14 protein-coding genes, 1 tRNA gene and 1 pseudogene are annotated in these 12,657 nt (G+C 71.1%); 13 read left to right on the plus strand and 3 right to left on the minus strand.

Features of this window, described 5'->3' with window-relative positions; translation table 11 throughout:
* Nucleotides 1-7: 7 nt before the first annotated feature.
* Nucleotides 8-1,300, minus strand: a complete 1,293-nt coding sequence (gene serS, locus NEH16_RS15270) for a serine--tRNA ligase (protein ID WP_265542889.1) — start codon at nt 1,298-1,300, stop codon at nt 8-10.
* Between the two features lie 262 nt (nt 1,301-1,562).
* On the opposite strand from serS, the pseudogene NEH16_RS15275 reads away from it, so the two are divergent.
* The 4 genes and pseudogenes from NEH16_RS15275 to NEH16_RS15290 all read left to right on the plus strand — a co-directional run bounded on the left by NEH16_RS15275 (nt 1,563) and on the right by NEH16_RS15290 (nt 5,450).
* Nucleotides 1,563-3,643, plus strand: a pseudogene (locus tag NEH16_RS15275) (TerD family protein).
* Between the two features lie 92 nt (nt 3,644-3,735).
* Nucleotides 3,736-4,356 carry an HhH-GPD-type base excision DNA repair protein gene (locus NEH16_RS15280; RefSeq protein ID WP_073966754.1) on the plus strand — a complete coding sequence of 207 codons (621 nt, stop codon included), beginning with the start codon at nt 3,736-3,738 and terminating at the stop codon, nt 4,354-4,356.
* Nucleotides 4,357-4,425: 69 nt separating this feature from the next.
* Nucleotides 4,426-4,722 (plus strand): type II toxin-antitoxin system VapB family antitoxin, encoded by a 297-nt coding sequence (locus NEH16_RS15285; RefSeq protein ID WP_003955420.1) that lies wholly within the window; start codon nt 4,426-4,428, stop codon nt 4,720-4,722.
* Between the two features lie 131 nt (nt 4,723-4,853).
* Entirely contained in the window at nt 4,854-5,450 is a 597-nt protein-coding gene (locus NEH16_RS15290; RefSeq protein WP_265547200.1) for a LytR C-terminal domain-containing protein, read from the plus strand.
* A gap of 37 nt (nt 5,451-5,487) precedes the next feature.
* On the opposite strand, the gene upp is transcribed toward NEH16_RS15290, so the two are convergent.
* On the minus strand, nt 5,488-6,123 hold the full coding sequence (upp, locus tag NEH16_RS15295) for a uracil phosphoribosyltransferase (protein WP_073966752.1): 636 nt from the start codon (nt 6,121-6,123) through the stop codon (nt 5,488-5,490).
* A 115-nt stretch (nt 6,124-6,238) separates the two neighbouring features.
* On the opposite strand from upp, the gene NEH16_RS15300 reads away from it, so the two are divergent.
* The 5 genes from NEH16_RS15300 (at nt 6,239) to NEH16_RS15320 (ending at nt 8,741) form a co-directional block, all read left to right on the plus strand.
* Nucleotides 6,239-6,484 (plus strand): hypothetical protein, encoded by a 246-nt coding sequence (locus NEH16_RS15300; RefSeq protein WP_265542913.1) that lies wholly within the window; start codon nt 6,239-6,241, stop codon nt 6,482-6,484.
* A 192-nt stretch (nt 6,485-6,676) separates the two neighbouring features.
* The gene (locus NEH16_RS15305; RefSeq protein ID WP_073966750.1) at nt 6,677-7,231 is read left to right on the plus strand and encodes a hypothetical protein; all 555 of its coding nucleotides are present in this window, start codon (nt 6,677-6,679) and stop codon (nt 7,229-7,231) included.
* Nucleotides 7,232-7,240: 9 nt separating this feature from the next.
* Nucleotides 7,241-7,738 (plus strand): tRNA adenosine(34) deaminase TadA, encoded by a 498-nt coding sequence (tadA, locus tag NEH16_RS15310; RefSeq protein ID WP_265542914.1) that lies wholly within the window; start codon nt 7,241-7,243, stop codon nt 7,736-7,738.
* Nucleotides 7,739-7,815: 77 nt separating this feature from the next.
* Nucleotides 7,816-7,903, plus strand: a tRNA-Ser gene (locus NEH16_RS15315).
* 175 nt (nt 7,904-8,078) lie between these two features.
* Nucleotides 8,079-8,741: a class I SAM-dependent methyltransferase gene (locus NEH16_RS15320; RefSeq protein ID WP_073966748.1), complete on the plus strand. Its 663-nt coding sequence runs from the start codon at nt 8,079-8,081 to the stop codon at nt 8,739-8,741.
* Nucleotides 8,742-8,751: 10 nt separating this feature from the next.
* Here the strand turns inward: NEH16_RS15320 and NEH16_RS15325 are convergent, their stop codons facing one another.
* On the minus strand, nt 8,752-9,246 hold the full coding sequence (locus NEH16_RS15325; protein ID WP_073966747.1) for a TrmH family RNA methyltransferase: 495 nt from the start codon (nt 9,244-9,246) through the stop codon (nt 8,752-8,754).
* 99 nt (nt 9,247-9,345) lie between these two features.
* Here NEH16_RS15325 and NEH16_RS15330 point away from each other — a divergent pair, with 99 nt between their 5' ends.
* From NEH16_RS15330 to NEH16_RS15345, 4 genes are all read left to right on the plus strand, one after another.
* Nucleotides 9,346-10,536 (plus strand): DUF371 domain-containing protein, encoded by a 1,191-nt coding sequence (locus NEH16_RS15330; RefSeq protein WP_265542916.1) that lies wholly within the window; start codon nt 9,346-9,348, stop codon nt 10,534-10,536.
* A gap of 371 nt (nt 10,537-10,907) precedes the next feature.
* Complete coding sequence (locus NEH16_RS15335) at nt 10,908-11,042, plus strand: hypothetical protein (RefSeq protein WP_265547500.1); 135 nt, start codon at nt 10,908-10,910, stop codon at nt 11,040-11,042.
* A 9-nt stretch (nt 11,043-11,051) separates the two neighbouring features.
* Entirely contained in the window at nt 11,052-11,345 is a 294-nt protein-coding gene (locus tag NEH16_RS15340; protein WP_018101787.1) for a Dabb family protein, read from the plus strand.
* Between the two features lie 251 nt (nt 11,346-11,596).
* Entirely contained in the window at nt 11,597-12,475 is an 879-nt protein-coding gene (locus NEH16_RS15345) for an RNA polymerase sigma factor SigF (RefSeq protein WP_265542921.1), read from the plus strand.
* The last annotated feature ends 182 nt before the right edge of the window (nt 12,476-12,657 follow it).

The raw sequence follows: 12,657 nt of genomic DNA on the forward strand, positions 1-12,657 counted from the left end.
GGCGCCTCTACGCCTCCGGCGTCCCGTCCGCCGCGATCCGGCGGAAGCCGAGGTACGGGGTCAGGGCCTCGGGCAGGACGAGGGAGCCGTCCTCCTGCTGGCACTGTTCGAGGAGGGCCGCCAGGGTGCGGCCGATGGGGAGGCCGGAGCCGTTGAGGGTGGCGACGAGCTTGGGCTTGCCGTTCTCGTCGCGGGTGCGGATGTGGGCGCGACGGGCCTGGAACGTACCGAAGTTGGAGACCGAGGAGATCTCGCGGTACGTGTTCTGGCTCGGGATCCAGACCTCGATGTCGTACGTGAGCTGCGCCGAGAAGCCCGTGTCGCCGGCGGCGAGCATGACCACGCGGTAGGCGAGGCCGAGCTCCTTCAGGCACGCCTCGGCATGGCCGACCATCTGCTCCAGCTCCGCGTCGGCCTCCGCCGGGTCGACGATGCGGACCATCTCCACCTTGGAGAACTGGTGCTGGCGGATCAGGCCCCGGGTGTCCCGGCCGTACGAACCCGCCTCGGACCGGAAGCACGGGGTTTGCGCGGTCAGGGCGAGGGGAAGCTCGGCGGGCGGGATGATCTCGTCCGCGTACAGGTTGGTCAGCGGGACCTCGGCCGTCGGGATGAGGAACAGCTCGCGGTCGGCCACACCCGTCTTGAACAGGTCCTCCTCGAACTTCGGGAGCTGTCCGGTGCCGGTCATCGTCTTACGGGTGACCAGGTACGGGACCGCGTGCTCCACGTAGCCGTGGCGGCGGGTGTGCAGGTCGAGGAAGAGGGTCGCCAGGGCGCGTTCCAGGGCCGCGCCCGCGCCGCGCGTGACCGCGAAGCGGGGGCCCGAGAGCTTGGTCGCCCGGGCGAAGTCGAGGATGCCCGTCGCCTCGCCGAGGTCGACGTGGTCCTTCGGCTCGAAGGAGAACACCGGCGGCGTGCCCACGCGCCTGACCTCGACCGCGTCGGCGTCGCTGTCGCCCTCCGGGGCCTCGTCGGACGGGAGGTTGGGGATGCCGAGGAGGAGGTCGTTCAGCTGCTCCTGGACCTGCTCCTGGTCCGCGTCGATGTTCCGGATCTCGTCCTTCAGCTCGCGGGCCCGCTCCTTCAGCTTGGTGATGTCACCGCCCTGACGTGCCGTCTGCTGGACCTCGCTCGCCACCCGCTTGGACTCCGCACGCAGCTCGTCGGCCGAGCGGATGTTCTGGTTGCGCCGGGACTGGAGGTCCTCCAGTGCGGACAGGTCCAGCGTGTAACCGCGACGAGCGAGCCGGCGTACCGCTTCGGCACCCATGTCGATCAGGGCGCGGGCATCATGCATGAGGGGTCCTTCTGGTCCGGCGGGTGGGTCGGTGCGTTGCGGCACCGACGGTAGCAATCAGCGGACCTCGCGGGTTCCGCTTTATCGGCGGTGCGGTCCCGGCGGTTCGGCGTCGGCCGCATACGGAGTTCACGATTCCTTCACGGGTAGTCCATCCGGGGGATACGGTTCTCCCGTGTGCGGCGAGTTGCGCTGTGTCACGGAACAACCTGCTGCCGTCGCCGGGGCGCCGCCCGACGCGGCCGCGTGTCTGGGGGACTGCATGCGTGAGATGACCAAGGGTGCCAACGTCGGGCTGGCGGACCTCAGCGACGATGCCGGCACGGTCATCGCGAGCCTGAGCTGGAGCAGCACCGCCGGGGACGGTGACGCGGACGTGTCCGTGCTCCTGCTGGACGCGGGCGGCAAGGTCCGCGGCGACGCGGACTTCTTCTACTACAACAACCCCGCCGCGGTCGACGGCAGCGTGCAGCTGCTGGGCAAGACGCCGACGGACGGCGGCAGCGAGGACCGCATCAGCCTCGACCTGACCGCCGTCCCCGAGGACGTCGAGCGCCTGGTCGTCGCCGCGAGCCGGTACGGCGGCTCCCGCTTCGGCGATCTGGACGACCTGCGGATGACCGTCGCCGACCGGTCCGGCGAGGTGCTGCTCGGCTTCTCGATCGGCGACGCCTCCGTGGAGAGCGCCTTCATCTTCGGCGAGCTGTACCGGCGCGGCACGGAGTGGAAGTACCGGGCCGTCGGCCAGGGTTACGAGACCGGGCTCGCCGGCCTCGCCACGGACTTCGGCATCGATGTGGACGACGAGGGCGAGAACGAGGCCGCGGACGCGGTTGCGGACCCGGGTGGCGGGGAAGGCGCCGCGACCGCCGTCGAGTCCCCCGGTGCCGCCGAGCCGCTCCCCGCCGTTCCCGCGCAGCCAGGCCCGAAAACCTCGGCGGCAGAGGAGCAGCCGGCCGTCCCCGCCCCCGCGCCCAAGAGGCCCCGCGCCCGTACGGCGAAGAAGAAGGTGACCCTGCCCGCCCTCGCCACGAAGTCGCTCGCCGAGAACGACTCCTGGCGAGCCGCCCGGCTCTTCCCCGCCTCGAACCTCAAGAGCGACAAGGAGCGCGAGGTCCGGGCGACCTCGGTGCTGCTGTCCGTGATGGCGCAGGTGCCGGAGTTCGGCCGTCGACTCACCGCCGCCTTCGGCGCCCCCGCCGGGCGCATGCAGACCTTCACCGAGGTCTCCCTCCCGCACGGCGAGACCCGAAGCGCCCCGACGGGGTGATCCGGGTCGAGCGCGCCGGGAAGCTGTGGACCGCGCTCGTGGAGACGAAGACCAACGGGAACGCGCTGAAGTCGGAGCAGGTCCAGAACTACATGGACATCGCCGCCCGCCGCGGCTACGAGGCGGTGATCACCCTCTCCAACGACGTGGCGCTGGAGGGCAGCCCGCTGGTCGAGGTCAAGACCGACGGGCGGCGCAAGCACAAGGTGGCCCTGTGGCACCTGTCGTGGGCGGAGGTGGCGCACCAGGCCCAGATGCTCATCCGGCACGAGGGCGTGGGCAACGCCGCCCACGCCTGGCTCCTCCAGGAGCTGCTGCACTACCTCCAGCACGAGAACTCCGGCTGCCACGGCTTCCAGAACATGGGCCCCTCCTGGGTGCCCGTGCGCAACGGCATCGACGAGGAGACGCTCAGCCAGGGCGACCCGCGCGCCGTGGAGGTCGTGGAGAGCTGGGAACGGCTCATCCGCCAGGTCTGCCTGCGGCTCGGCGGCGAACTCGGGCAGAAGGCCCTGCCCGTCCAGCGCACCCAGCGCGGCACCACCGCCCTCTCCCGGCGCGCGGCGCACGCGGACCGGCTCTGCGAGGAGGGCCGGCTCGCCGCCGAACTGCGGGTGGACGGCTCGCCCGGCACCATCACGATCGTCGCCGACCTGCGGACCGGGAAGCTGCGCACCTCGGTGGAGATCCCGGTGCCCGAGGGGGCCTATCCGCTGACGTCGGCCAAGCGCCTCATGCGGCAGCTCGCCGAGGCACCCGCCGATCTGCACGTCGAGACGCTGGTCGAGGGCCAGAGCGGGCCGCGCGGCACCCTGGAGCGCCTGCGCCCGGAGCCGGGCGACGTGCTTCCCCGCGACGGCAGCCGGATCACCGGATTCCGGCTCTCCCTCTTCAAGAGCATGGGCGCCACACGGGGCAATGCGGAGACCGGGTTCATCCGCAGCGTCGACAACGCCGTGGACCGCTTTCACTCGCATGTGATCGCCCACCTCGCGCAGGCCGAGCGCCGCACCCGCCGCACGTCGGCCCCGGAGCCGGGAAGTGCCCCGGTCCCGGCGCCCGCGGGGGCCTGAACCGGCCCCGGAGACCGGCAAACGGCTGCAAACCGCACGGTCGGCGGTGGTTGTGCTGGCCGTCGCCCCCGGCGCTCGCCATGATGCCGCCCATGACCAAGAGCGACGAAGGCCGAGACATCACCCTCCGGATCGCCCAGGAGCCGGCGGCGGACGAGCTTCTCGCACGCAGTCCGCTCGCCGCCCTGGTGGGCATGCTGCTCGACCAGCAGGTGCCCATGGAGTGGGCCTTCGCGGGCCCGCACGCCCTGGCGCAGCGCATGGGCAAGGACGATCTGGACGCCCATGAGATCGCCGCGTACGACCCGGAGGCGTTCACCGCACTGTTCACCGCCAAACCCGCGCTGCACCGCTATCCGGGCTCGATGGCCAAGCGGGTGCAGCAGCTGTGCCAGTTCCTGGTGGCGCAGTACGACGGCGAGGCGGCCGCCGTGTGGAACGACGCCGCGACCGGGGCGGAGCTGCGCCGGCGGCTCAACGCCCTGCCCGGGTTCGGTACGCAGAAGGCGCAGATCTTCCTCGCGCTCCTCGGCAAGCAGTTCGGGGTCCGCCCGCCGGGCTGGCGGGAGGCGGCGGGGCCGTACGGGGAGGAGGGCTCGCACCGGTCCGTGGCGGACATCACCGGCCCCGAGTCACTGGCGGAGGTGCGCGCGTACAAGCAGGAGGCCAAGCAGGCGGCGAAGGCCGCGAAAGCCGCGGCGAAGGGCAAGTGAGCCTTCTCGTACGCGGCGTGGTGGCAATCATGGCTGCGCCCGGTGGCTCTTGACCGGTAGGCTTTCCGTGTGATCTTCAAGCGCATCGGAAATGGGCGGCCTTATCCCGACCACGGCCGGGAAAGCACCCGGCAGTGGGCGGACGTCGCGCCGCGCCCGGTCCGCCTCGACCAGCTCGTCACCACCAAGGGCCAGCTGGACCTCGAAACCCTGCTCGCCGAGGACTCCACGTTCTACGGCGACCTCTTCGCGCACGTCGTGAAGTGGCAGGGCGACCTCTATCTGGAGGACGGGCTGCACCGCGCGGTCCGTGCCGCGCTCCAGCAGCGCCAGGTGCTGCACGCCCGCGTGCTCGAACTCGGCTGACGCCTCGGAGCCCGTACGGGGTTCGTTCGGGTGTTTTCCCACCCGGACGGGTGCGATCCATTGATCATTTAGTAGGCATCATCACCGGGTCGCACTACGCTGCGCCCATGAGCATGCTCACTCCCCCCGGCATGGGCGGAAAGTATCGCATCACGGGTGACAAGTACCCCCGCATGCGCCGCCCCCGCCGCCGTAGCAAAGTGGTCCTCGCGGCCATCGCCTCCGTGGTCGCCCTCGGGCTGGCCGGATGGGGCACGCTCCAGCTCATCGATGTCTTCACGGGCGGCGACAAGACGGCCAGCGCCGCCGACCGGAACGAGCGCTGCCCGTCCCCCAAGGCGTCGAAACCCGCCAAGGTGCTGCCGCAGCCCGCGAAGATCACGGTCAACGTCTACAACGCGACCACGCGCGGCGGTCTCGCCAAGGCGGCCGCCGACGAGCTGAAGAAGCGCGGGTTCAAGATCGGCGAGGTGGGGAACGCCACCGCCGCGTACGACAAGAAGGTGCCGGGTACGGGCATTCTGCTCGGCGCCCCGGCCGCCGCCGATGGCACGTTCCCGGTGCTGGGCGCCCAGCTCCCCGGGGCCGCGACCAAGACCGACGCCCGCAAGAACGGGGAGGTCGATCTGATCATCGGCAAGAAGTTCACCGCGTTCAGCAAGCCGCAGGCGGCAGCGGCCGCGCTGTCCGCGCTGACGAAGCCCGCGCCGGCGCCCTCCTCCTGTTGAGGACGGCGCCGAGCGGGGGCGTTCGCGCGGTGGATGCCTAGTCGGCGGTGCCGTACATGCGGTCGCCCGCGTCGCCGAGGCCCGGCACGATGTAGCCGTTCTCGTTGAGCCGCTCGTCGACCGAGGCGGTGACCACGGTGACCGGCGTCCCGGCGAGCTCGCGCTCCATGACCTCGACGCCCTCGGGGGCGGCGAGGAGCACGACCGCGGTGACGTCGTCGGCGCCGCGCCTGATCAGCTCCTGGATGGCCGCGACGAGCGTGCCTCCGGTGGCCAGCATCGGGTCGAGCACATAGACCTGGCGGCCCGAGAGGTCGTCGGGCATCCGGCTCGCGTACGTGGACGCCTTGAGCGTCTCCTCGTCGCGGATCATGCCCAGGAAGCCCACCTCGGCGGTCGGCAGCAGCCGGACCATGCCGTCGAGCATGCCGAGACCGGCCCGCAGGATCGGGACGACCAGGGGGCGGGGGTGCGACAGCTTCACGCCGGTGGTGGGTGTCACCGGGGTCTCGATGTCGACCTGTTCGGTGCGCACATCGCGGGTGGCCTCGTACGCGAGCAGGGTCACCAGCTCGTCGGCGAGGCGCCGGAAGGTCGGGGAGTCGGTGCGCTTGTCGCGCAGGGTGGTGAGTTTGTGCGCGACCAGCGGGTGGTCGACGACGTGGATCCGCATGACTCCCAGCGTAGCCGCGCCTCCCGCACCCGTGCGCTGGCATCATCCACACGTTCGGGGGAAGGTGGTGGCATACGGACCCAGCGACGTAGCCAGCCTTGGGGGTGAAGAGCCGATGGCCGACGGGGCACAGAGCGCCGAGAACCCCGGGAACGCGCGGAACCCCCGGAGCACACCGGACACCCCCGACGCACCGGCCTCACCCGACACGCCTGAGACCGACGCACAGCGCCGTCGGCGGCGCGCCCAGTTCCTCCGCGAGCTCCACGAGGCGAAGGCGCTGCGCGACCGGGTCCAGCCGCGGCGGGTCAAAGCCGCCCGAATGCGCCAGGCCATGCGGATGCGTACGTTCCGCTGGTAGCCCCTCCGGCCTGCGAAGAAGCCGCTGGTGACGGTGGTGGAGAGAACTGATGGCCGACTCAACCGTCGAACTGCTCTCGCGAAGCGCCGGTTTCTGTCACGATGCCGAATGGGCGGGACGCAGGGCAGCCGGACCACCGACTGCTCCCCGCCCGGACCGGCCCTTGGCCCCGAGACCAGTGGGAGAGTCACGGTGTACTTCGCCGCACTGCTCGCGCGCACCGAAGACGGGTGGGAAGCGAGCGACACGGAGCTCGACGATGTGGAGACCCTGTCCGACCTGACGGATCTGGCCCGTGACGCCTCGGTTGACGAGGACACGGTGCTCGTATTCATCGAACAGGAGGACGCCTGGTTCGGCGTCGTCCGGGTGGACGGTGAGGAGGACCCCCGGATCTACGTCTCGGACGCCTCCGCCGCCGCCCGCTCCTCGTACGGGGAGATCCTGCTCACCGACGAACTGCTCGGCCGCGAACCAGGGGCCGAGGACACGATCGCCGCCCTGGAGGAGCTCGTCGGCCTCGACGGCACAGAGGACGGCGAGCCCGAGACCACCGCCGACAACAACGACGACGAGGACGACGACGGGCCCTCCGCGGGCGTCGTCCCGGCCGGCCCGATCGGCGACTCCGGGGTCCTGTCCGACCTCGGGCTCCCCGAGGCCGAGCTGCTGATGCTGCGGACGGACGCCCTGGCCGAGATCGCGGACGCGCTGGGAGCGGCCGAGGTGCTGGAGACCGTCCGCTAGGGTCCGCGGGTGACTGAAGCATTCCGTCCGTACGCCTCGGACCTGCCCGATCCCGTACGGGACCCCTGGCGGGCGGTGATGCGTCGGGCCCTGGCCGAGGCCGACCGGGCGGCGGCGACCGGTGACGTGCCGGTCGGCGCCGTCGTCCTCGGCCCGAACGGCACGCTGCTCGCCACCGGGCACAACGAACGCGAGGCGACCGGCGACCCGACCGCGCACGCCGAGGTCCTGGCGCTGCGCCGGGCCGCCGCCGCGCTCGGTGAGTGGCGCCTGTCCGGCTGCACCCTGGTGGTCACCCTGGAGCCCTGCACGATGTGCGCGGGCGCCCTGGTGCAGGCCCGGGTGGACCGGGTGGTCTACGGCGCCCGGGACGAGAAGGCCGGTGCCGCCGGTTCGCTCTGGGACGTCGTACGCGACCGCCGCCTCAACCACCGCCCCGAGGTGGTCGCCGGGGTCCTGGAGGCCGAGTGCGCGGCCCCGCTGACGGCCTTCTTCCGGGACCGCTGACCTGGCACGGGCGGGGCACCGGGCGCCGTCCCGTAACGGATTTCGGCGTACGGCCAACATGGTCTAAGCTCTCTCTCGGTAGCGTGTCCGAGCGGCCGAAGGAGCTCGCCTCGAAAGCGAGTGTGGGGAAACTCACCGAGGGTTCAAATCCCTCCGCTACCGCCAGCGAGAACCGCCCCCGAACCGTGCGAACGGATCGGGGGCGGTTTTACGTGTGCCCGCGCCCGGTGCCGGTTGGTCATCGCGCCCCGCGCTGGGGGATCATGCCGGGGGCGGCGGGACGCCCGCCGGGGCCGGCCACCGCCGGTCGGGCAGCCGAGAGAAGAAAGCACTGGCCGTTATGCAGATCGTGCGGGGCAAGAAGCTCGAAAAGGCCGCCGAGGGTGAATTCGAGCGGCTGGTCGAGGAGAGTTCCCGGGTCGTCGTCGATGTCGGTACGGGGGACGCCCGGGCGTCCTACCGCATCGCCAAGGAGAATCCGGACTGGCTGGTCGTGGGCGTGGACCCGGCCTGGCAGCGGATGACGCAGACGAGCATTCGCAGCCGTCGCAAACCCGCCAAGGGCGGCGTACCCAATCTGCTGCTCGTGAACGCGTCGATCGAGAATGCCCCGGAGGAGCTGCGGGGGGCCGCCGATGAATTGCTGGTCCTGATGCCGTGGGGGAAATTGCTGCACGGTCTGGTGCGCGGCGACGAGGACATCTGGAGCGGCCTTCGTACCGTCGCCAAGCCGAATGCGCCGCTCACGGCGACGGTCGGCACCAGCATTTGGCGGGAGCCCGTACCGCGGGACATCCAGGGGCTTCCGGAGCTGACCCCTTCGTACGTCGATGAGGTGCTCACCGGAAAGGCGCTCGCCGCCGGCTGGAAGGTCACCGGTTTCCAGCTCACGAAGGCCGAGGAGGCCGCCGCCGTCTCCTCCTCGTGGGCGCGCAGGCTGGACTCGGACAGCACCGAGGTCATCGCGACCCTGACGGCGGTCACCGCCGGGCCGGAGGAGTGAGCCCGGCCGGTCAGCCCGTCGGGAACTGCCTGCAGTACTCGTACATGGCCATGGCGCCTGCGGTGGCGACGTTGTAGCTGTGCGGGGAGCCCCAGACCGGGATCTCCACGCACTCGTCCACGCACGCGAGCTCGTCCTCCTTGAGGCCGGTCCGCTCGTTTCCGAGGACGATGACCGACTTCCGGGGGAAGCTGATCTCGTGCAGGCTCTTCGAATTGGTGGCCTGTTCGAGCGCGATGATGGTGTAACCGTCCTCGCGCATCTTCTTCAGCACCGGCGGAAGGCTCCGGCGCATTTCGATCTCGACGTTGTCGGCACCGTCGCGCGCGATCTTCGGGTCGAGTTTCACATTGCCGCAGGCGATGATCCGCTCGACTCCGCAGCACCCCGCCGTCCGCACCACGCTGGAAAGATTCACGCGGCTGCGGAACGCCGAGCACGCGATGACCAGCTCGCGGTTACGGAGCAGAGGGGTGCCCGGCTTATGGCGGAGGTGTTCGAACATGCCGGGAAGTCTACTGGGCCCCGGCCGACCGGCTCCGCGCATGCGGGCGCGGACTACCATGACCGGTCCGGACAACGCACCTAGGGCCTGGAGAAGGCAATGAAGATCCACGCCAAGGGGCACGCACACGTCCGCGCGACCCACGCCAAGACCCTTGAGTTCACCGGCGAGCGGGAGATCACGCCCCGGGCGACCTGTGTCGTAGGGGTGGCCGCCGCCTTCGACGAGGAGGGGCTGGCCCTCCTGCGCGGCCCGGTCGCCGTCCGCCTCGCGGCCGGGCCCCATGTCGCCACCGGCACCGCCGTCGTCAACCCACACCACGAGGTGACCGACCGCCTGGTGCTCCGGCGCAGCGACCACGCCTCACCGGACACCTTCGCCTTCCGCAGCACCCTGGTGGCGAGCGACCTCGACCCGGACTTCGTGGCCGCGCTGGGCGACCCGGAGACCGAGGTGACCCTGACGCTCACCGAGACCGGGCCGCGCCGGCCGCTGGTCCTCGTCCACCGCCGCGGCCTGCCGGAGCCGGAGGGGCGCCCGGGACTGCTGTGGCGCGCGGCCGACGCCTCGGTGGACCTGGACGCGGCGCGCGTCCCGGACGAGGCGCGCGCGGCCCTCGCGGACGGCGGGGTGATCGCCGCGTCCGTCTCCGGCGCACTGGAGGGCGTCTCGCAGACGGCCGGGGCGTGGCTGGCCGACGCGGCGGCTCAGGGGGCCCGGTTCGACGTGACGGGCGACGCGACCGGGACCGTGTCTGCGCTGCTCGCCGCGGGCCTGCCGGTCGCGCCGGCGGTCCACCTCGGCCGGACCGACCGCCGGGCGCTCGCGGCCCCGGCCCAGGCGGAGCTGGCGCGGACCGCACCGGCGCCCGTGGTGTTCCGGGCGTCCGCCGCCGATCTCGGCGTGCTCGCGGAGGTGCTGGCCGGGTCCGCCGAGGACCGCCGTATCGCGGTGCCGGACGGGCATCCCGACCTCGGGCACGGGGTTGCGTGGCTGCCGCTCTCCGAGGCGGTCGGGGCCGTGGGGGGCGAGGAGGACGAGCGCGTGTTCGTCCTGGCGCCCCCGGAGCGCGCGGCCTGGAACGTGGACCTGCGGCCGCTGCTCCCGCTGCTGGTGGAGCAGGGGGTCACCGCGCGCACCCTCAGTACGGTGCTCCGGCCGTTCGGGATCAGCCGGCGGGAGCTGTACGACGCGTTGGGGGATGCGCCGGCTGATCGGAGCGCGTCGGCTTCCCAGGGCGCGGGCCCGCGAAACAAGGGCTCGCGCGACAAGGGGCGCGAGAAGAAGTAGGAGGAGGGGGAAGCGGCATCGGGGGATGTGCCGCTTCCCCCGGTCACGGGGCCTGCCGCTCCTTGCCGCGGTCGGGGGAGGCCACGGCATGGGTCCCCGGCAGGGGTCCCGTTCCCGGCCCCTCGGAGTCCGAGGGGCTCACCTTCCATCCTGCCTCGCCGGGGCACCCTCGCGGGCGGACCAAGGGCCCCGATGCGCGGGACGTTGGTCCCTGGCCCCCGGGTGCCGCGGTCACGGTCTGCGACGGAAACGACCGGCGGATCCGAGCATGCGTGTGGATAGACTCGCCCGACCGCACAGGGGATCGAAACCTCAGGGGATCGAAGGGGAGTCAGGGGCTGATGGTGCAAGCGAAGAAGATAGCTCTCTACGTGATTGTCGTCTTCGTGCTCTACACGATCATCAACTCCCCCGCCCGGGCCGCGGACCTGGTGCAAGTAGGGTTCGAGGGCATTGCGGACGCCGCGCAGGGCGTCGGCGACTTCATGTCCGAGCTCGTCAACTAGGGGTACCGCGTGATCCGCCATCTGGTCCTGTTCAAGCTGAACGACGGCGTCGAGCGGGACGACCCGAGGGTCGTCGCGGGTGCGGAGGCGTTCCGGGCGCTGGAGGGGACCATCCCTGAGCTGGAGTTCTGGGAGTGCGCCTGGAACATCACCGACCGGCCGATCGCGTACGACTTCGCCATCAACTCGGCGGTCGCGGACGAGGCCGCGCTGAAGCGTTACATCGAGCACCCGGACCATCAGGCGGCCGCCGGTCAGTGGCGTGAATTCGCCACCTGGGTGATCGCCGACTACCCGTTCTGACGCCATCGGCCCTGCGAGCCCCTCACCGCGACGGTGAGGGGCTTTTCTTTGTCCCAGACCCGATGGACGCCCGGCGCAGGTTTTAAACCCGGGGGAGGTCAACACGGCGCTATGGGGTGCTTGCACATAGTGGTCATGTCTTGTGATGCTATGACCGCTTTTGACGGACGGATTGACCGAAGTTGACCGCAAACCGTAGTTGTTGACCGCGAAGGGGTGGCGTCATCGTGCCGGCCAGTACAGCGCCTCAAGTGCCGCCCCAGGTCCACCAGGCGGCACCCGCCGCCCCGCCCGCCCCGCCGCCGCCGGGCCAGGTGCAGACGACCGTCCACGAGACCCCGGACGAGACGGCCGCCCCCGCCCGGTCGCGGACCGCCGACACCAGGGCGCTCACCCAGGTGCTCTTCGGACAGCTCAAGAACCTGGAGCCGGGCACCGCGGAGCACGACCGGGTGCGCACCGCGCTGATCGAAGCCAACCTCCCGCTCGTGCGGTACGCCGCCGCGCGGTTCCGCAGCCGGAACGAGCCGATGGAGGACGTCGTCCAGGTCGGCACCATCGGGCTGATCAACGCGATCGACCGCTTCGACCCCGAACGCGGCGTCCAGTTCCCGACGTTCGCGATGCCCACCGTGGTCGGCGAGATCAAGCGGTACTTCCGGGACAACGTGCGCACCGTCCACGTCCCGCGCCGGCTGCACGAGCTCTGGGTGCAGGTCACCGGCGCCACCGAGGACCTGACGACCGCGCACGGCCGGTCGCCCACCACCGCGGAGATCGCCGAGCGGCTGAAGATCTCCGAGGACGAGGTGCTGGCCTGCATCGAGGCCGGGCGCTCGTACCACGCGACCTCGCTGGAGGCCGCCCAGGAGGGCGACGGGCTCCCCGGCCTCCTCGACCGGCTCGGCTACGAGGACCCGGCGCTCGCCGGCGTCGAGCACCGGGACCTGGTCCGGCACCTCCTCGTACAACTGCCCGAGCGGGAACAGCGGATCCTGCTGCTGCGGTACTACAGCAATCTGACGCAGTCCCAGATCAGTGCCGAACTGGGGGTCTCCCAGATGCATGTGTCAAGGCTCCTGGCCCGGAGTTTCGCCAGACTCCGATCCGCAAACAGGATCGAGGCGTAACCGAAACGGGTAGACCGTTCCCGGGGCGTTTCCCCGGGGCCAAAAGCCTCACACCCCTTGTTAACTGCGCAGACTCCCCCTGGACTTGTCGACAAGTCACTACAGCGTGTTGCCGACATGTGACATTCTGCGGGAAGTGAGTTTGCCGCAGCCCCACCTCCGGTATTCAGGTGGAGGCTGCG

This window comes from Streptomyces drozdowiczii (assembly GCF_026167665.1).
In the GTDB taxonomy this organism is placed as follows: Bacteria; Actinomycetota; Actinomycetes; order Streptomycetales; family Streptomycetaceae; genus Streptomyces; species Streptomyces drozdowiczii_A.